Source organism: Pseudomonas sp. GZD-222 (assembly GCF_049310525.1).
Classification (GTDB): Bacteria; Pseudomonadota; Gammaproteobacteria; order Pseudomonadales; family Pseudomonadaceae; genus Aquipseudomonas.
This window is the reverse complement of the sequence record NZ_JBMOWO010000069.1, coordinates 1-18,450: the sequence shown is the minus strand read 5'-3', so window position 1 is coordinate 18,450 and position 18,450 is coordinate 1. Positions and strand designations below refer to the sequence as shown.

21 protein-coding genes are annotated in these 18,450 nt (G+C 63.2%); 8 read left to right on the top strand and 13 right to left on the bottom strand.

Annotation, left to right across the window (positions count from 1 at the left end; genetic code table 11):
- Positions 1–79: 79 nt before the first annotated feature.
- The gene (locus ACO6VD_RS12435) at positions 80–1,003 is read left to right on the top strand and encodes a LysR substrate-binding domain-containing protein (protein ID WP_422419411.1); all 924 of its coding nucleotides are present in this window, start codon (positions 80–82) and stop codon (positions 1,001–1,003) included.
- Here the strand turns inward: ACO6VD_RS12435 and ACO6VD_RS12430 are convergent.
- From ACO6VD_RS12430 to ACO6VD_RS12395, 8 genes are all read right to left on the bottom strand, one after another.
- Positions 972–1,637 carry a glycosyltransferase gene (locus ACO6VD_RS12430; protein WP_422419409.1) on the bottom strand — a complete coding sequence of 222 codons (666 nt, stop codon included), beginning with the start codon at positions 1,635–1,637 and terminating at the stop codon, positions 972–974. The genes ACO6VD_RS12435 and ACO6VD_RS12430 overlap by 32 nt on opposite strands.
- Positions 1,634–2,233, bottom strand: a complete 600-nt coding sequence (locus tag ACO6VD_RS12425) for a class I SAM-dependent methyltransferase (protein ID WP_422419407.1) — start codon at positions 2,231–2,233, stop codon at positions 1,634–1,636. Before ACO6VD_RS12425 ends, ACO6VD_RS12430 begins: the two co-directional genes overlap by 4 nt.
- Positions 2,230–2,994, bottom strand: coding sequence for a PIG-L deacetylase family protein (locus ACO6VD_RS12420; RefSeq protein ID WP_422419405.1), 765 nt, complete (start codon positions 2,992–2,994; stop codon positions 2,230–2,232). The genes ACO6VD_RS12425 and ACO6VD_RS12420 overlap by 4 nt, the downstream gene beginning before the upstream one ends.
- A complete protein-coding gene (locus ACO6VD_RS12415; RefSeq protein WP_422419403.1) occupies positions 2,991–4,016 on the bottom strand; it encodes an acyl-CoA dehydrogenase in 1,026 nt (341 codons plus the stop codon). The genes ACO6VD_RS12420 and ACO6VD_RS12415 overlap by 4 nt, the downstream gene beginning before the upstream one ends.
- A complete protein-coding gene (gene ligD, locus ACO6VD_RS12410) occupies positions 4,013–6,520 on the bottom strand; it encodes a DNA ligase D (protein ID WP_422419401.1) in 2,508 nt (835 codons plus the stop codon). The genes ACO6VD_RS12415 and ligD overlap by 4 nt, the downstream gene beginning before the upstream one ends.
- Before the next feature lie 85 nt (positions 6,521–6,605).
- Complete coding sequence (locus ACO6VD_RS12405) at positions 6,606–7,184, bottom strand: GNAT family N-acetyltransferase (protein WP_422419400.1); 579 nt, start codon at positions 7,182–7,184, stop codon at positions 6,606–6,608.
- Between the two features lie 117 nt (positions 7,185–7,301).
- Positions 7,302–7,517: a tautomerase family protein gene (locus ACO6VD_RS12400; RefSeq protein WP_422419398.1), complete on the bottom strand. Its 216-nt coding sequence runs from the start codon at positions 7,515–7,517 to the stop codon at positions 7,302–7,304.
- Positions 7,518–7,537: 20 nt separating this feature from the next.
- A complete protein-coding gene (locus ACO6VD_RS12395; RefSeq protein WP_422419396.1) occupies positions 7,538–8,278 on the bottom strand; it encodes an SDR family NAD(P)-dependent oxidoreductase in 741 nt (246 codons plus the stop codon).
- A 125-nt stretch (positions 8,279–8,403) separates the two neighbouring features.
- Here ACO6VD_RS12395 and ACO6VD_RS12390 point away from each other — a divergent pair, with 125 nt between their 5' ends.
- The 5 genes from ACO6VD_RS12390 to ACO6VD_RS12370 all read left to right on the top strand — a co-directional run bounded on the left by ACO6VD_RS12390 (position 8,404) and on the right by ACO6VD_RS12370 (position 12,437).
- The gene (locus ACO6VD_RS12390; RefSeq protein ID WP_422419395.1) at positions 8,404–9,339 is read left to right on the top strand and encodes a LysR family transcriptional regulator; all 936 of its coding nucleotides are present in this window, start codon (positions 8,404–8,406) and stop codon (positions 9,337–9,339) included.
- A gap of 48 nt (positions 9,340–9,387) precedes the next feature.
- A complete protein-coding gene (gene yghX, locus ACO6VD_RS12385) occupies positions 9,388–10,275 on the top strand; it encodes a YghX family hydrolase (protein ID WP_422419394.1) in 888 nt (295 codons plus the stop codon).
- Between the two features lie 102 nt (positions 10,276–10,377).
- Positions 10,378–11,097, top strand: coding sequence for an SDR family oxidoreductase (locus ACO6VD_RS12380; RefSeq protein ID WP_422419392.1), 720 nt, complete (start codon positions 10,378–10,380; stop codon positions 11,095–11,097).
- Positions 11,098–11,252: 155 nt separating this feature from the next.
- Positions 11,253–12,008 carry an SDR family oxidoreductase gene (locus ACO6VD_RS12375; RefSeq protein ID WP_422419390.1) on the top strand — a complete coding sequence of 252 codons (756 nt, stop codon included), beginning with the start codon at positions 11,253–11,255 and terminating at the stop codon, positions 12,006–12,008.
- An 18-nt stretch (positions 12,009–12,026) separates the two neighbouring features.
- Positions 12,027–12,437: a cupin domain-containing protein gene (locus ACO6VD_RS12370; protein WP_422419388.1), complete on the top strand. Its 411-nt coding sequence runs from the start codon at positions 12,027–12,029 to the stop codon at positions 12,435–12,437.
- Here the strand turns inward: ACO6VD_RS12370 and ACO6VD_RS12365 are convergent, their stop codons facing one another.
- From ACO6VD_RS12365 to ACO6VD_RS12355, 3 genes are all read right to left on the bottom strand, one after another.
- Positions 12,438–13,061 carry a hypothetical protein gene (locus ACO6VD_RS12365; RefSeq protein WP_422419386.1) on the bottom strand — a complete coding sequence of 208 codons (624 nt, stop codon included), beginning with the start codon at positions 13,059–13,061 and terminating at the stop codon, positions 12,438–12,440.
- Positions 13,062–13,188: 127 nt separating this feature from the next.
- Entirely contained in the window at positions 13,189–14,490 is a 1,302-nt protein-coding gene (locus ACO6VD_RS12360; protein WP_422419626.1) for an ATP-binding protein, read from the bottom strand.
- An 8-nt stretch (positions 14,491–14,498) separates the two neighbouring features.
- Complete coding sequence (locus tag ACO6VD_RS12355) at positions 14,499–15,239, bottom strand: response regulator (RefSeq protein WP_422419384.1); 741 nt, start codon at positions 15,237–15,239, stop codon at positions 14,499–14,501.
- A gap of 225 nt (positions 15,240–15,464) precedes the next feature.
- On the opposite strand from ACO6VD_RS12355, the gene ACO6VD_RS12350 reads away from it, so the two are divergent.
- Complete coding sequence (locus ACO6VD_RS12350) at positions 15,465–15,734, top strand: DUF2790 domain-containing protein (RefSeq protein ID WP_038611538.1); 270 nt, start codon at positions 15,465–15,467, stop codon at positions 15,732–15,734.
- 30 nt (positions 15,735–15,764) lie between these two features.
- Positions 15,765–16,358 carry a thioredoxin family protein gene (locus tag ACO6VD_RS12345; protein ID WP_422419625.1) on the top strand — a complete coding sequence of 198 codons (594 nt, stop codon included), beginning with the start codon at positions 15,765–15,767 and terminating at the stop codon, positions 16,356–16,358.
- A gap of 13 nt (positions 16,359–16,371) precedes the next feature.
- On the opposite strand, the gene ACO6VD_RS12340 is transcribed toward ACO6VD_RS12345, so the two are convergent.
- Positions 16,372–17,139 (bottom strand): SDR family oxidoreductase, encoded by a 768-nt coding sequence (locus ACO6VD_RS12340; RefSeq protein WP_422419382.1) that lies wholly within the window; start codon positions 17,137–17,139, stop codon positions 16,372–16,374.
- A gap of 22 nt (positions 17,140–17,161) precedes the next feature.
- Positions 17,162–18,229: a phosphotransferase family protein gene (locus ACO6VD_RS12335; RefSeq protein ID WP_422419380.1), complete on the bottom strand. Its 1,068-nt coding sequence runs from the start codon at positions 18,227–18,229 to the stop codon at positions 17,162–17,164.
- Positions 18,230–18,450: the final 221 nt, after the last annotated feature.

Genomic DNA, 18,450 nt, shown 5'->3' with positions numbered 1-18,450 from the left:
GAGGCATGCAGCCGCTTGAATAAGGGGTGCAATAGGCGTCAAATTGGTCGAATTATTTTGACAATAGCGAACCTGCTCCATGGTCAGTCTCGACCGATTCGAATTGTTTTGCGCGGTAGTCCAGGCCGGCTCCTTCACCGGCGCTGCCGAGCGCTTGCAGCAAACCCGCGCAGCCGTCAGCTTCAACATCAAACAGCTGGAAGCCGAACTGGGCGTGACTTTGTTGACCCGAACCACGCGCCGTATCGCCCTCACCGATGCCGGTGAGCGCTTTTATCAGCGTTGCCTGCAGGTGGTTGAAGAAGCCCGCATTGCCATCGATGAAGCCCGCGCCGAGCACGGCGGCCTGCAGGGCTGTCTGCGCATTGCCTCGACGGTGGAGTACGGCGCGAAAGTGCTCGCACCGGCGCTGCAGGCCTTCTGCCGGGAACACCCGGACCTTAGCGTGCGCCTGGAAACCCACAGCGCCCAGGTCGATCTGGTGCGCGAGCGCTTCGATGTCGCTATTCGCCTCGGCCAGCCCCACGATTCCGGTTACCGGGGTGTGTGCCTGGCGACCTATGACGTGCGCCTGGTGCTGGCGCCGAGTCTGCTGGCGGCACACGGCAAGTCGGTCATCAATGCGCCGCAGCAGCTTGCCGGGCTGGTCCAACTGGTGCACAGCCGCTTCGAGCAAAACAATCGCTGGGAGCTGCTCGATGACCAGGGGCGCAGCGCGGTATACGAAGCACAAGGTGCGTCTTTGCTGGTGGCCGACAACGCATCGATTCTGCACGCTTTCGCCTTGCAGGGCGCCGGTGTGGCCTTGTTACCGGATTGGCTGGTGGCGGAAGATCTGGACAGTGGGCGGCTGATCGATGGCTTGCCCGGCTACCGCTTTCCGCGCCAGAGTGTCTACGCACTGTATCCGCCCAGCCGCCATGTGCCGCGCAAAGTGCGTAGCTGGATCGACTTCATCAAGGCATGGCTGGCTACACCGGAGCCGGACCGTCCAGGTTGTTGAGAAAATCGCCGAAGCCGCCACGCACCCGGCAATCGCGGCGAGCGCTGGTGGACACGCTGTTACGTGCGGTCCAGACAATCTGCGCACCGCGCTGTTGCAGGTCGTGGACCAGTTGCACGTCCTCATGCAGCGCCAGGGCCTTGAAGCCGCCGACGTGTTCGTAGGCGCGGGCGCAGATGCCCAGGTTGGCGCCATGGATATGGCGATGACCTTCGCAGGCCTGATAGTGGGCCAGATAGCGCTCGCGCAGCGCCGCGTCCTGGTGTGGCAACCAGTTGGCGACATGCACAGTGCCGCACACGGCATCGGCGGCGAAGGCCAGCTGACAGCGCAACCAGTTCACCGGCACACAGCTGTCGGCGTCGGTGAAGGCCAGCCAGCGCGCACCCCGTTCGAGCATCAACGCAGCGCCGGCGCGTCTGGCGTGGCCGACATTGCGGGCGCTGACCTTGAGCGCTTCCAGGCCATGCGCGCGGACAACGGCTTCACTGGCATCGTTGCAATCGTCGAGCACCACCAGTACCTGCACCTGTTCAGCCATTGACGACACTGCCCGGGCTGCCCGGCCCAACGCCCGCAGGCAGGAGGCCAGCAGTTGTTCTTCGTTATGCGCAGGCACGATCACGGCAATCATAGGCAGGGCTCGTCCAGGTCGATGGCTGAGGGTTTGACGCACCAGTACTCGAGTAGAAAGTCGGCTTCTTCATGACGCAGGCTGCGGTACAGCGGCAAGCGCCGGGCCAGCAGGTCATGCACCTGATGGCCGGTTTGCGGGCAGCCGTCGATCGGGTGCAGCCAGTGGCACAGGAGCAAGGCACCTTCGGCGCTCAGGCTGGCGTGCGCGTGTTCAAGTACTTCCAGCCACTGGGTCGGGTCCAGGTAGTAACCGATCTCGCTGAGGACGATGAGGTCGAACTCACCCGCCGGCCAGTCGCCTGGCAGGCAACCCTGTTCGACCCGAACGTGAGACCAGGGCCGCAGACGCTCGACCGCCAGTTGCACCGCCGTGGCATTGAGGTCCTGACATAGCAGGCACTCGGCGCGCTCGGCAAGCCCGGCGCTGAGTTCGCCATTGGCGCAGGCCGGTTCGAACACACGCGCGTAGTACTGGCGCGGCAGGCAGGCCAGCAGCAGCTCGCGTTTGCGTTTTTCGTACCAGCGCGTGCGCATTGCCCAGGGGTCGTCGTTGTGCGCAAAGAGTTGCTCGAAGTAGCTCGCCGGCACGCTCATGTGAACACCAGTTCGAACGGTTGCAGCCAGCGCGCCAATGCCTCGGAATCAAGCACCGGCGGTGTTTCGCCGTCTGCCTGTAGTTGGCTGGTATGTGCGGTGATGGCCTGCTGCTTGAGGGCCAGCACGGCGCGGTCGAGGAACAGCTTTTGCGCATGCGGCCAGGGCAGGCGCGGGTCGCTCGGCTGGGCCCAGTGCCAGGCCCAGACCGGTACTTCGATCAAGCGCGCGCCCACGGTTTCGCAGGCCCGGGCACAGGCACGGCCCACCGCTTCATGATCGCAGTGGCCATCCAGGCGCCAGGTTGTCAGTACCCTGTCGTTGGCGCGCAGCAACTGCACCAGGCGTTCGGCCAGCCCGCGTTCATGGTTGGCCACGGCGCTGTCAGGCAGGCCCAGGCGCAACCAGGTCAGGCGCGTCAGGTCCAGGCCCAGGCGGCGCAGGGCGTCGGCACTCTCCCGTGGACGCTGCTGGCGCAGGCGCTCACTGGTCCAATGGCGGGACTGTGGGTGGCTGGCTTCGCCGTCGCTGACCGACACCAACAGTAAGTCAGCTTCGCGGCCACGCATGCCGGCCAGCACACCGCCACAGCCGAGCACTTCGTCATCCGGGTGCGGGGCGACGACCACCAGCCGACAGGTCAGGGGCACCAGTTGTTCATGGCTGATGGCCGGCACTGCTTGCAGGGTGGGCGAGGCCTGCCACTGGGACAGCGGCGTCCCGTGACCCTTGAGCGGATTGTGTGGCTGCTGCAGGGTCATAGCTGCCAGCCTCCGTCGGGTGCTTCGGTCAATTGCCGGCCCAGTTCGGCCAGGTCGCGTTCGGCATGGCTCTGGCGCAGAAACACCGGCAGGTCGGCACTGAGGCGGGCAAAATGACTGTTGTGGCAGAAGGGCGTCGCGCCCAATGCCCGGCCGACATGGTGGAGCACAGTGTTGGCGGCGGATTCGACCTGGGCACGCAGGCGCCGCACTTCGGCTTCGCCAGGGCTGCCGGGGTGGCCGTCGATCCAGGCGGCGGTTTCCCGCAGCGCCGTTCGCGCACCGCTCAAAGCAGCGTCTACCGCGCCCAGATGAGCGAGGGCGTGGGGCTCATCACGGTTTTTGCAGTGCTCAAGTAAATAGCTGCCCAAGGCTTGCGCCGCACCGTACCAGCAGGCCGCGATACCTCCGCCGCCATGCCAGAAACCCGGGCGCGACAGGTACTGGCCACTGCTGCCGACCAGTTGCGCTGGCGTGTCGGCGAACTCGATGTCGACGCTGGCAGTGCTGGCCATGCCGACCGCCTGCCAGGCCTCATTGAAAATCCGCAGCGAAGGCTGGTTCAGCGCAACCGCCACCAGGTACGGACGCTCCTGTTCATCCCAGGCGGTGAGCAGTGCACGGTCGATCTGCAAGGCGCCTGAGCACCAGGCTTTGCGTCCCTGCAAGTGCACTTCATTACCGTCGCGGGCGACGATACGCACCCTGGCGTTCGGCGGCTCGGCAGCCCACACCCCCCAGTTACCGCTTGTCTCCACATGACTGGCACCGCACTCATGCAGGATGGCCAGGGCATCGGTATGGCCTTCGAACAGCTTGGCCAGGTTCAGGTCGACTGCGGCGATCTGCGCCAGCCCCTGCCAGCGTTGCAGGGTGCGGCCATGGCCGGGCAGCGGCAACTGATCGAGACCGTTTTCCCGGCACTGCTCCAGACAGCGCTGCAAATGGCGGTCAATGTTCAGGGCCTGGGGCCGCAGGGCGAATTCCTGCAGGAACGGTGCAGCGGGGGCAGCTGTGTTCATCGGCTCGACTCCCGGGTGGAAGGGCAGTTATGCGTGGTGCTGTTGTCCAGCCCCAGGCGCCGGCGCAGGTCCTTGCTGATGGACTGGCGTACCTGGTCATAGCCGGCCCAGGGATCCTCGCCTTCTGCCAGGCGTTCAGCGAGGTTGCGCAGGGTCCACTGGTTGGCGCCCTTGAGGGTGGTCAGCTCGTCGCGGCGAATCGGCACTGACACCGGCAAGCCTTCGCGCGCCCTGATCGAATAGGCGCATACGGTGGTTGCGCCCTTGCTGTTGCGCAGGTAGTCGATAAAAATCCGGCCGACCCGGTTCTTCGGCCCGGAGACCGCCGACAGACGCTCCGGAAACAACCCGGCCATGTGCTGGACGATGGCCTGGCTGAACGCCTTGACCTCGTCCCAGCCCGTTCGGCGGGTCAGCGGCACGACGATGTGCATGCCCTTGCCGCCACTGGTCTTGAGAAAGGCTTGCAGGCCTAGTTCGTCGAGCAGCGCCAGGGTCAGTTGGGTGGCTTCGAGCATGGCTTTCCACGGCAGTGCCGGGTCGGGGTCGAGGTCGAGGATGAAACGGTCGGGCTTGTCGAAGTCCTTGGCCGTTGCGTTCCAGGTATGCAGTTCGAGGGTGTTCATCTGCACGGCGCCGAGCAGGGTGTCGGCCTGGTCGATGATCATCAGCGCCTGGCCGGCCTCGGCTTTGTCATGGCTTTCCAGGCCGGGGATGTTCAGCTGCGCGGCATTCTTCTGGAAGAACAGCTCACCGGCTAAACCATCAGGCGCGCGCACCAGGGCCACGGGGCGGCGCTTGAGGTGCGGCAGGATCCACGGCGCGACCAGGGCGTAATACTCGGCCACCTGACGCTTGTTGATGCCGCTGCTGGCATCGACGATGCGCTCCGGGTGGGTGAGGTGCAGGGCGGGGGGGCTTGCCGGGGTTTTCACGGGTTGCTCCAGGCCGATGGCGCGGGCCGGCTTGTCGTCGCGCAGGCCATGGAACACCGAATGGCGGACCACGCCGTCGCGGGTCATCTGCGCGTAGGCCACTTCAGCCAACAGCTGCGGTTTCAGCCAGTGCACCCCCTTGGTGTCAGCGCCTTGGGGTGGCTTGCTGATCTGCGGCCTGGCCACTTCCAGCGGCGCCAGGCGCTGGTGGAGATGGCTGAGGGTGCTGCTGTTGAATCCTGTGCCTACTTTTCCAGCGTAGCGCAGCTCTCCGCTGTCCGGGTCATGCAGGGCTAGCAGCAGGGCGCCGAAGGCTGCGCGTGAGCCCTTGGGGTCGGTGAAGCCGACAATCACGAACTCCTGGCGCTGCTGGCATTTGAGCTTGATCCAGTCGCTGCTGCGGCGGTTCAGGTAAGTGCTGTCCGTACGCTTGCCGATCAAGCCTTCCATACCCATCTTGCAGGCACTGGCGAGCAGTGAATCGACCGCTTCGTCGAAGTCGGCGGAAAAGCGCAGGCGCTCGGGATCGGCTTTTTCCAGGACTGTCGCCAAAGCTGCACGCCGCTGTTGCAGGGGGCATTGGCGCAGGTCCATGCCGTTGAGGAAGGGCAGGTCGAACAGGTAGTAGATGATCTGTTCATCGCGGGCTTCATCGAAGGCATTCTGCAGGGCCTGGAAGTCGGCCACGCCGTGCTCGTTGGCCACCACCATTTCACCGTCCAGCCAGGCCGATTGCAGCTCGAGCCTGGCCAGGGCCTTGGCCTGCCTTGGTAGTTTTGCTGTCCAGTCATGGCCGTTACGGGTGAACAGGCGCACCTTACCGTGTTCAATGCGGGCCAGAATGCGGTAACCGTCGAACTTGACCTCGTAACGCCAGTCGCCCTCGGGAGGCGACTCCACCAGAGTGGCCAGTTCGGGTTTAAGGGTGGCGGGCAGGGCGGCTTTTTTTGCGCCGCTGAGGGCCTTGGTCGCGGCTTTGCTTTTACCGGCTTGCTTGGACTTGCGCTCGATCAGGGTACGCTCGCTGAGCACACTGTCGGGCTCGGCCTGGAGAACGTCATAGTCGGTTTGCGGGCGCGCCTGGGCATCGTCGGATTTGACCAGCAGCCACTGCTCTTTCTTGCCGGCCAGGTGCGTGCGAAACAGGCTCCAGATGCCCGCGAGCTTCTCGCCCTGCAGGCGAAAGCGCAGTTTGCCTTTGGCGTAGGCCTTGTGCGGGTCTTCTTCGGGAATCCATACGCCACGGTCCCAGACGATGACGTCACCGGCGCCGTAATGACCTTCGGGGATTTGCCCTTCGAAGTTGGCGTAGTCCAGCGGGTGGTCTTCGACATGCACCGCCAGGCGCCGGATCTTGGGATCTAGCGATGGTCCCTTGGGGATTGCCCAGCTCTTCAGAGTGCCGTCCAGCTCCAGGCGAAAGTCATAGTGCAGGTGGCTGGCGTCGTGTTTCTGGATGCAGTACTGCAGCGCGTGTGCGGGCTGCTTGCCACGGGCGTGCGTGCCGGCAGGTTCCGGGGTGGCGTCGAAATTGCGCTTGCGCGCGTATTCCTGCAAGGGCTTGGACATGGCAATGGCCTGCGGCTTTTGTGCATTTCCTTAGCATTGGGAAAGGCCGCAGGGGTGGGAGTTCAATCGACTTGAGCGAGCGTCCTCAGGTGCGCCTGAGCAAGCCCTGCAGGTGCTGCTTCACCGCCGGCCACTCCGGGTCGATGATGCTGAAGCGCCGGGTATCGCGCTTGCGCCCGTCCGCCATGATCCGTTCGTGACGCACGATACCTTCTTCAGTGGCGCCGATACGCAGGATCGCGGCGCGGGACTTATCGTTGAGGACATCGGTGCTGAACTGCACACGCACGCACTGCAGCGCCTCGAAGGCATGGGTAAGCAACAGATACTTGGCCTCAGTGTTGACGCCGGAGCGCTGCACCGACGCACTGAGCCAGGTGTGGCCGATCTCCAGCTTGCGGTTGTGCCGGTCGATCTTCCACAAACGCGTGGAACCGACCACCTTGCCGCTGTCGCGCAGGACAATGGCAAACGGCAGCACCGTGCCGGCCTGCTGGCCAGCCAGGGCCGTGGCGATGTACTGCTCGACCGTATCCGGACCGGGTACGTTGGTGACCTTGAGGTTCCACAGTTCGCCATCGGCGGCTGCGGCCAGCAGGTGAGGGGCGTGGTCGATATGTAATGGCTGGAGTTCGACGGTGCTACCGATCAGGGCAAGGGGCATTTGCAAAGGGTCTGTAGGCGTGAAGGGAGGGGGTGAGGCTAGCAGATACGCCGACGGGCTGAATACAGGTCCGCCATGGGCAGATCTGTATTCAGCGCTGGGGCCGGGTGTTCCAGGTCAGCCGGTTATCTGCTGCTCGCGCTTGCGCCGCGCCGTCACCGTCTCGCCGCCGACGCCCCAATTGTCGGTCGGCACTTCCTCGATCACCACGAAGGTCGAGGCCGGCGGTTTGTTCAGCACCCGAAACAGCAGTTCGGTAGTCCCTTCGATCAGCTCGCGCTTTTGCTCGGCGCTGACGCCTTCCTGGGTGACCCGGATATGTACATAAGGCATGACAGTTTTCCTCCGATTGATTACCAGACGCCGGTGGCCGAGCCACCGTCTACAGCGATAACAGTACCGGTGACAAAACGCGAGTCGCTCAGGTAAAGCACCGCATCGACCACATCCTCGGGTGTGCCGATCTGGCCGGTCGGGGCCAGGGCCTTGAGTGCCGCGCGCACCTGCGGGTCATCGCCATGCAGTGGGGTGTCGATGATCCCTGGGGCCACGGCATTGACCTGTACCTGCGCAGACGCCAGTTCCAGCGCCAGGGCGCGTACCGCCTGGTTCAGACCACCTTTGATCAGCACCGGCAGCAGCGCCGGTACCTTGGTGTTGGGCTGCAAGGCGATGGAGGCGGTAATGGCGATAATATGCCCGGCGCCGTTCTGCGACATATGTTGCGCGGCCGCCTGAGCGGGATAAACGAAGCCTTTGAGGTTGGTGTCGACGATGGCCTCGATGTCGGCCGGGGTGTAGTCGGCCACGGGTTTGGCGATAAAGATGCCGGCGTTGTTGACCAGCACGTCGACCTTGCCGAAGGCTTCGATGGCCTGGGCGAACAGCTTCTGGGCCGTTTCCGGCAGGGAGATGTCGCCCTCGACCAGCAGGAAGTTTGCCGGGTTGCCCAGTTTCGCTGCAGCCTCCTGCAACCGTGCCAGGGTCCGGGCATTGCCTACGACGTTGTCGCCGCGCTCAAGGTAGGCCTTGGCAATGGCAAAACCCAGACCGCTCGAAGCGCCGGTGACGATGACGGTTTTTTTGCTGCTCATGATCGATCTCCGAATGTTCAGACGGTGTGTCCGGTAAGTGGAGCTCACTTTAATTGGCAATTAGAGCTTGAAAAATGGTGTGCATGGAACTTGAATAGATACGTCATGTAATCAATAGAGCCGTTATGACCCGCCTTTTCAACGATATTCAACTGGGTAGCATCGAGCTGTTCTGCCTGGCGGCCGAGACCAGCAGTTTCACCGCAGCTGCGGCACAGGCGGGCGTGACGCCCGCAGCGGTAAGTCGTTCGGTTGCCCGGCTGGAGGAGCGGCTTGGGGTACGCTTGTTCGTGCGTACTACCCGCCAAGTGCGTCTGACTGAAGGTGGACGGCGCTATTTCGAGCAATGCCGCCAGGCGCTGACGCAACTGGTGGACGCCGAACGTGAGATCACCGGCGCACAGGTGGTGCCGTCGGGCTTGCTACGTATCAGCATGCCGACGCCTTATGCCCACTACCGGCTGCTGCCGCGCTTGCCGCTGTTTCGCCAGCGCTACCCGCAGGTGCGAATCGATGTGCACGTCAGCAACCGCAATATCGACTTTGCCGACGAGGGCTATGACCTGGCGATCCGCGGGCGTGAACCCGCCGACTCGAACCTGATCGCCCGGCGTCTGGAAGATGCCGAGCTGGTAGTGGTAGCGACACCCGACTACTTGCGGCGCGCCGGGACGCCTGCATCACCCCAGGATCTGCAGGATCACGAGTGTATCCAGTTCGAAATGCCCAGCAGCGGGCGCGTCAGTACCTGGTCGTTTCGCCTCGATGGCAAGCCGGTAGAAGTGGAGACCTCAGGCAGCTACACCTGCCTGGAAGATTTCCTGGCAACCGTCACCCTGGTGAAAAGCGGGGCGGGGCTGATGCAAGCCTATCGCTTCACCGTGCAGCAGGAGCTCGACAGCGGGCAGTTGGTCGAGGTGCTTGGCGATTTTGGCGGCATCTCGCGCCCCTTCATGCTCATCTATCCCCATGCCCGGCACGTGCCGTCGCGGGTCAGAGCGATGATTGATTTTCTCCTGCCTGCAGCAGAGGCAGGCCATGGGTCGGCAAGCCTGCTTTAATGAGTCAGACCTGCTTTGCCCCTGACTCACTCTCAAGAGCATGCGCCCATGGAACGTCTCACTGCCAAAGACTTCGCCCCTGAACTGCTCGAACTTTACGACTACTACGCCCATGGTCAGATCAATCGCCGCGAGTTCCTCGATCGCGCAGCGGCCTTCACCCTGGCCGGGATGACCGCCAGCACGTTGCTGGCCTCGTTGAGCCCCAACTACGCGCTGGCCGTACAAGTACCGGCGTCCGATCCGGACATTGTCGCCGAGTACATCACTTACCCGTCGCCCAAAGGCCATGGCCAGGTCCGTGGTTACTTGGTGCGCCCGGCCAAGGCCCCGGGCAAGGTGCCCGGGGTTGTGGTGGTGCATGAGAACCGCGGCCTGAATCCCTACATCGAAGACGTCGCCCGGCGCCTGGCCAAAGCCGGGTTTGTGGCGTTGGCGCCCGACGGCCTGACCTCGGTAGGGGGTTATCCGGGCGATGACGACAAGGGCCGTGCCCTGCAGGAAAAGGTCGACCCGGAAAAACTCATGAACGATTTCTTCGCCGCCATCGAATGGTTGATGAAAAACGACACCACCACGGGCAAGGTCGGTATCACCGGCTTTTGCTATGGCGGTGGCGTGGCTAACGCGGCGGCGGTGGCGTACCCGGAGCTGGCGGCGGCCGTGCCTTTTTATGGTCGTCAGGCGGATGCCAAGGACGTACCGAAGATCAAGGCGCCCTTGCTGTTGCACTACGGAGAACTGGATACCCGCATCAACGAGGGATGGCCGGCGTATGAGCAGGCGCTGAAGGCGGCCGGCAAAACCTTCGAGGCTTATTTCTACCCTGGGGCCAATCATGGCTTTCACAACGACACCACACCGCGTTACGACGAGGCTGCGGCGAAGCTGGCCTGGGAGCGAACGCTGGCGTGGTTCCGGCGCTATCTGGTGTAGCCCTGGCAGCTACACATCTGGACACAGCTGGCCATTTGCTAAGCCATTCATGATCTGCTGCCATGCCCGACTCAGACAGTCAGCCACGTCAGGAGACAGGCGATGAGAACCATGGTGGTAGGGGCCAGCAAAGGCTTGGGCAAGGCGTTGATCGAGGGATTGGGCGAGGCCGGTGATACGCTGATCGGCGTATCACGCGGCAAGCCTGAAGGGCTCAGCGCGCAACCCGCTGTGCAAGTGCAGTGGGTTGCTGCTGATCTGAGCCAGCCCCGGATCGCTGCGCAGCAACTGGAGCAAGCGGTGGCCGAGCAGGGGCTGGACACGCTGATTTACAACCTGGGGATCTGGGAAGAACGTGCCTTCAGCCCTGAGTACGACTTTCTCATGGATGACGATGAGCAGATCGAAGCTATCGTCAGTTGCAATATCACCGCGACCTTGCTGGTGATCAAGCGGCTGCTGCCGACCCTGCTGCAAAGCGCCCGACCGCGCATCATCCTCACCGGATCGACCTCGGGTCTTACCCAGAGCGGGCGTCCGGAGGTCACCTTTGGCGCCTCCAAATTCGCCTTGCGCGGCATTGCCGATGCCCTGCGCGAGGGCTATCGCCAGCAGCACCTGGGGGTGACCTGCCTGAACCTGGGTTATTTGAACACCGAGGATTCCCTGGCCACCCCGCGCGAAGTGGCCGAACGCGAGGGCGAGGGACAGCTGATTCCGGTACACGATGTCGTTCAGGTGGTGCGCATGGCCTTGAGCCTGTCGTCGGCCAGTTTTGTCCGGGAGCTGACGCTGCCTGCAATCCTTGATGAGCGCTTCTAACTTGCAGTAACCACTGATCCGCCGTTGCGCTCGCCCGTGCACGGCGGACTATCATGGATGGTTGAAATACCCCCGAGCAGGCCCTTAGCCGCCGTTTAAAGCAGTCATCCCGTGGCGTCGGACACGCTCGTCGCCCCATTTTGGGAGACTCAGCCATGAAAGTCGTGGTCATCGGTGGTACCGGCCTGATCGGTACACAGCTGTGCGCGAACTTGCGAGCGAAAGGGCACAAGGTGCTGGCCGCGTCACCGCAGACCGGGGTCAATGCCCTGAGCGGTGAAGGCCTGGAGCAGGCGTTGGAAGGCGCGGATGTGGTTGTCGATGTGGCGAACTCGCCGTCGTTCGAAGACTCTGCAGTACTGCGCTTCTTCGAAACGTGCGGGCGCAACCTGGTTGCCGCCGAAAAGGCCGCGCAGGTGAAGCATCACATTGCGCTCTCGGTCGTGGGTACCGAACGCATGCAGGACAGCGGGTATTTTCGCGCCAAGCTGGCCCAGGAGAACCTGGTCAAACAATCGGGTGTGCCTTACACCCTCCTGCGCGCCACGCAGTTTTTCGAATTCATGGGCGCGATCGCCTATTCCGGCGTCGACGGCACCCGTGTGTGCCTGAGCACCGCCGCGTTGCAGCCGGTGGCCTCGGCGGATGTCGCCAGAACGCTGGCCGATCTTGTCGATAAACCTGCGGCCAATCGTACCTTTGAGGTCGCAGGACCTGACCGCCAGCCGCTGGTCGAGTTCGTGCGCAGCTATCTGCAGTATCAGCACGACCCTCGCGAAGTGATCGCCGATCCCCAGGCCAGCTATTTCGGCGCGCCGATCGACGACCACTCGCTGACGCCCGGCGCTGATGCGATCACCGGCACGCTGCACTTCCAGACATGGTTGAAAACCACACCTGTGCAACGCTGAATCGACCAGGAGAGCATCATGCGCATCCAGTCATTGCTTGTGCTTTTACCCTTGATCGGCGCCACGGCCGTTCAGGCCCAGACTCCGACCACCAGCGCGCCACCACCCACCGTGACCCCGGTGATGACCCACGCGCTACCTGACTATCCGGGCAAGGAAGTGTTGATCCTGGAGGTGGCCTATCCGCCAGGGGGCGCCGACCCGGTGCACCGTCATGACGCTCACGGTTTTGTCTATGTGCTGGAGGGCTCGGTGGTCATGGGCGTCCAGGGCGGCAAGGAAGTCACCTTGATGCCCGGTCAGGCCTTTCATGAGGGCCCGGCCGACATTCACACGGTCGGGCGTAATGCCAGCCAGGACAAACCGGCGAAGTTCGTAGTGTTCCTGCTCAAGGATGCCAACAAGCCCGCGGTACTGCCGGCGCCTTGATCAGGACGAAATTGCCGCTGTCGCCCGACGCCTACGCACAGCCAGCTTGGCGGTGAGTTTGAGGGCGATGGCGGCAAACATCGTCGAGAAGGCCAGTACGTACCAGCTGCCCATGGGAATGCGCTTGTAGAACGACAGGCAGAACACCAGGGCGATGACCCAGGTACCGGTGCTGTGCAGGCGCTTCCAGGCCTGCGAGCCGAGCAGGCGCATCGGAGCCTTGAACGAGGTCAGGGTCAACAACAGGATGAACACGTAGCCGAAAGTGCCGGGCAAGCTGGAAGTCACCGTGCGCCCGGCCCAGAACAGCGCCGGAAACTGCTGGGCATACTGGTAGATCAACACGCCGTGCACGGTGTGCGAGATGGCAAACGCCAGGCCCAGGTAACGCCGCTCGCGCACCAGCCGCCGGGTCATGTCTCCCGGCACCAGGATGGCCAGCGACGAGGCTAGAAAGGTCAGCAGGAACAGAGCGAACGAGCTGCGGGCGGTGGCGCGGATGGCGCTGCGCAGGCCGTCCGAACCCAAAGGTTGCGCGGCCAGGATCAGGGCGGTCATGGCCAGGGTGAGCACGGCCAGCAGACCGAACAGTTTCCAGCCCGAGGGCAAGGCGCTGAGTTTCATTGAAGGCTCCAGAGACAGGGGGTGACGACGGGGTGTCATCGCCGGATCTGTGCGCAAGTCTCTCTGGGGCGTTTATCTGCAGTGTGTCGGTCAGCGCGGGGTTCTGTATCGTTGTGTACCGAGGGCGCTACACGACCTGTGCGGGCAGTTCGATCTGCGCGCACAAACCACCGTCTGCACGGTTGCTCAGGGTCAGGCTGCCGCCGATGGCCTGGGTCAGTTGCTGGGCGATGGCCAGGCCCAGGCCGGTACCACCAGTGGTGCGATTGCGCGAGCCTTCGACGCGGTAGAACGGCTTGAGCACCTCGTCCAGCTCATCGGCGGGAATCCCGGGGCCGTTATCCAGCACACGGATAAACGTGCGACGGCCCGCCGCGGAATCCACTTCCAGTTGCGCGGCACCGGCAAACTTCAGGGCATTGTCGATCAGGTTCACCAGGATCCGGCGCAGGGCATGTGGACGGGTATCGATGACGGCGTCCGTACAGGCTTCAAGGGTCACCTGCTGGCCGCTGTCCTGGTAGTCGAGCACCAGGCTGTCGAGAAAGGCATCCAGTTTGACCCGGCAGCTGGCCTCGGTGCTGCCGTCGATGCTGCGCGCATAGGCCACGCCCTCGCGCACCAGGTGTTCCATGGCTTCCAGGTCGCTCCAGAGTTTGTCTTTCTCGAGGGAGGGGTCCATCACCTCGACCCGCAGTTTCATCCGCGTGATCGGTGTTTGCAGGTCATGGGAAATCGCTGCGAGTAGCTGCATGCGTTCCTTGAGGTAGGCGGTAATACGCGACTGCAATGAGTTGAAGGCCACCGCCGCGTAGCGCACCTCGCGCGGGCCGCTTTCATCCAGCAGCGGACCGGGGGCGTTGGGGTCGAGGCTGTCCACGGCATGAGCCAGGCGGGTCAGCGGGCGGATCGCGGTTTTCACCGCCAGCCAGGTGCACAGCAGCAAGAGTGCCAGCTGGATCAGCAGCACCACCGGCAACCAGGTCGACAGCGGTATGGACGCCGGGGTGACGTCTACGGTCAGCGGTTTGCCATCGGCCAGGCGCAGGTGCACCTGAAAGTGCGGATTAGGGCCGGGAATGGTCTGGAAGCTCAACGGGTATTGATGGCCGATGGCTTTGTCGATGGACTCGGCCGCCATCGGTGCGTCGCGCAATGACAACGCCTGGCCCGGCAGGCCTTCATCCAGGCGGTAGCGGTAGTTACGCCGCTCCAGGCGCTGCAGCCAGCTCTCGCGCTCTGCGGCTGGCAAGCGGTCGAGGATGGCCACCGAGGTAGAGACATCCTGCTCCAGGTTACCGAGCATCATCGAACGCGAGCTGACATAGCGCTCATAGAACTGAAAGCTGAACGACAACCCATAGGCCAGCACCAGGCCAGTGAAGAAGATCAGTGCCAGGCGTGAGGCCAGGGTCCGCGGCCAGCGCAGTGGCGTACTCATGACTGCGGCTCGACCAGTTGCACCGGCAGTGAGAACACGTAGCCTTCGCTGCGCACGGTTTTAATGAACGCCGGCTCGCGCGCATCGTCCTGCAGGCGCTGGCGCAGGCGGCTGACCAGCAGGTCGATGGAGCGGTCGAAGATGTCCGCCTCGCGGCCCTGGGTGAGGTTGAGCAGCTGTTCGCGGCTGAGCACCCGCTGTGGGTGGTCAAGAAACACCCGCAACAAGCGGTATTCGGCGCCACTGAGGGCCACCAGCGTGCCGTCGCGGTCCAGCAGGTGGCGGGCGGTGGTGTCCAGGCGCCAATGGCCAAAGCCGATCAAACGGCTGCTTTCGCTGATGGTCAGGTTCGGCGGCAGCATCCGCGTGCGGCGCAGCACGGCATTTATCCGCGCCAGCAGCTCACGGGCCGAGAAGGGCTTGGTCAGGTAGTCGTCAGCGCCCATTTCCAGGCCGATGATGCGGTCGGTTTCGTCATTGCGCGCGGTCAGCATAAGCACCGGCGTGGTCTTGTGCTTGCCGGCGCGCAACTCGCGGCACAGCACCAGACCGTCGTCACCGGGCATCATGATGTCGAGCACGATCAGGTCGACCACATTCGACTCCAGAAAGGCGCGCATCTGCCGGCCGTCGGCGACGATGGTGGTGCGTAGCCCGTTTTTCTTCAGGTAGTTGCCTACCAGTTCTCTGATTTCGCGATCGTCGTCGACGATCAGCACATGATCGATATGATCCATGCCCGGCTCCTGTTCAAGCGCTTTGGCCTGAAGTGTACAGAGCCCGGTGGCGCTTGCCTGCCGGGGTTTGTATTGCAGTGTATCTGTTGTGGCGGCAGATACCTGAAGAGGCAATGCAGGCTGTTCCCGACACATCGGCGATACCTTGCGCGCCTCAAATAGGTCTCAACGGGGAGGGCCCTTCCTCTCCGGCAGAGGGTGAGATTTTCACCTGGGAGACTCGACATGACTATCAAGACCCTGGCTCGCATCAGCCTGTTCGCCCTCTTCGGTTTCGGCGCCTTCAGTGCCTTTGCCGACAGCAGCATACCCGTGCAGAACTATCATTACGGCCAGCATCTGGACGTGAAGAAAGTCCTGTCCATCCACGAAAACAACAACGGCGAGGCTTGTGGTGTGGTCACCGCGAAGATGGACTACCTGGACTCCAAGGGCCAACCGCACAGCCTGCAGTACCAGACCTACGCCACCGGTGCCTGCCACGAAGGCGGCTAAGCAGCCTCAAGGAGCGAGTCGCTTATGTCTATGTTCACTTACCTGGGCGGCGCCTGGCGCCGTCTGAATCCGAGCCGGCGCAGGGTTGCTGTGGCCGCGGCGCTGGCCCTTGCTGTGGTTGGTCTGGGCCTGGGCGGGCGCTTGTTCGCCGGTCCGTCGCAGCTGGATACGCTGGGGCCGATGCCCGAGCTCAGCGGTGCAGTGCAGTGGCTCAATTCGCCAGCGCTGGATCGCGAAGCGCTAAAGGGCAAGGTGGTGCTGGTCGACTTCTGGACCTATGACTGCGTCAACTGCCAGCGCAGCCTGCCGTACGTCAACCGCTGGGCCAAGCGCTACGCCGATCAGGGCCTGGTGGTGATCGGTGTGCATACCCCGGAATACGACTACGAAAACGAGATCGACAACGTGCGTGAGCAAGTCGCCAAGTTGGGCATCGAGTACCCGGTGGCCATCGACAATCGCTATGCGATCTGGAATGCCTTCGGCAATCAGTTCTGGCCGGCTCACTACTTCGTCGATGCCCAGGGCCAGGTACGCTTTGTGCACTTTGGCGAGGGCGCCTACGACGCCCAGGAGCAAGTGATCCAGCAACTGCTGGCCGAGCAGCGCGGGCTTGCTCCTTGAGGCTGCTCAGCGATCAGGAAAGGAAACCGCCATCGACATTCAGCGCAACCCCGGTGGTGTAGCTCGAGGCGTCACTGGCCAGGTACAGCACCGCGCCAGCCATTTCTTTCGGATCGGCTACGCGCTTGAGCGGGATCTGCTGCAGGGCGGTGTTGAGGATGGCGTCGTTCTTCACCAGCGCCGAAGCGAATTTGGTGTCGGTCAGGCCGGGCAGCAGGGCGTTGCAGCGGATGCCAAAGGGCGCACATTCCTTGGCGAAGACCTTGGTCATGTTGATCACCGCCGCCTTGGTCACCGAGTAGATGCCCTGGAATACGCCCGGTGAAACGCCGTTGATCGAGGCGACGTTGATGATGCTGCCGCCGCCGTTTTCACGCATCAGCTTGCCGGCCTCGACCGACATGAAGAAGTAGCCGCGGATGTTCACATCGACGGTTTTCTGGAACGCGCCGAGGTCGGTGTCCAGGACGTTGCAGAACTGCGGGTTGGTCGCAGCGTTATTGACCAGGATGTCGAGGCGGCCGAACTGTTCACGGATCGCGGCAAATGCCGCGCCGATCTGCTCCATTTCACCGATATGGCAGGCGATCGCCGTGGCTTTGCCACCGGCCGCAACGATTGCGTCGGCGACCTGCTGGCAGCCTTCGAGCTTGCGGCTGGAGACAATCACGTGCGCACCTTGCTGGGCCAACAGGTGGGCAATGGCCTCGCCGATGCCGCGGCTGGCACCGGAGACAAAGGCGATCTTGCCGTCGAGGTCGAACAGTTGGGTCTTGGACATGGTGTTTTCCTTGTTGTAGTCGTCAGAGGCTGGATTTGGCGATGACCTGCAGGCTCATGTGCTCCAGCAGTTTGTTCATATGAATGAACTGGGCGAAGCGTTTGTCCTGGGTCTGGCCGTGATAGAAGCGGTAGTAGATCTGCTGGACGATCCCGGCCAGGCGGAACAGGCCGTAGGTGTAGTAGAAGTCGTAGTTGTCGATTTTGATCCCGGCGCGCTCGGCGTAGTAGTCGACGAACTGCTGGCGGGTGAGCATGCCCGGGGCGTTGCTCGGCTGACGGCGCATCAGTTGCACCGGTGCCGGGTCATTGGCTTCGATCCAGTAGGCCAGGGTGTTACCCAGGTCCATCAGCGGGTCGCCGATGGTGGTCATTTCCCAGTCGAGCACGCCGATGATGCGCATCGGGTTCTCGGCATCGAGGATGACGTTGTCGAAGCGGTAGTCGTTGTGCACGATGGCAGGCTTGGGGTGATCGGCCGGCATTTTTTCACGCAGCCAGGCGATGACCTTTTCCCAGCGCGGCGCATCCGGGGTCAGGGCCTTTTCATAGCGGCTGCTCCAGCCTTCGATCTGGCGCTGCACGTAGCCTTCAGGCTTGCCCAGGTCGCCCAGGCCGCAGGCGTTGTAGTCGACCTGGTGGAGTTCGACCATGCGTTCGATAAAGCTCTTGCACAGTGCCTCGGTGCGTTCGGCATCCAGGCCCAGTTCCGGCGGCAGGTCCGAGCGCAGGATGATGCCCTTGACCCGGTCCATGACGTAGAACTCGCCGCCGATCAGCGCCTCGTCGGTGCAATGCACGTAAGCCTTGGGGCAGTACGGGAAGCCGCTGTTGAGCTGATTGAGAATGCGGAACTCACGGCCCATGTCATGCGCCGATTTGGCTTTGTGGCCGAACGGTGGGCGGCGCAGGACGAACTCGCGCCCGGGGTACTGCACCAGGTAGGTCAGGTTGGAAGCGCCGCCGGGGAACTGGCTGATCTGCGGCGTACCGCTGAGGCCGGCAATGTGTGCCTTCAGATAAGGGTCGATGACAGCGGCATCGAGTTCTTCGCCGGGGCGGACCTGGGTGGACTGGTCGGTGAGCGTCATACTTTTCCCTTATGATTGAAGCCAGAGATTATTGGCTAATCTAATTCTCGCGCCACACCCGGACAAGTCTGGCACAGCCTTATAGGCCAGCGTGTTGCTGGTCGATCAACGTCCCTGATGGCGGGAGGGGCATACGGTGGGAGCGGGGGGGGGGGGGGGGGGGGGGGGGGAGAGAGGAGAGCGAGTCGGTAGGGAGCAGCCCAGCTACCGACCAAGAAAAG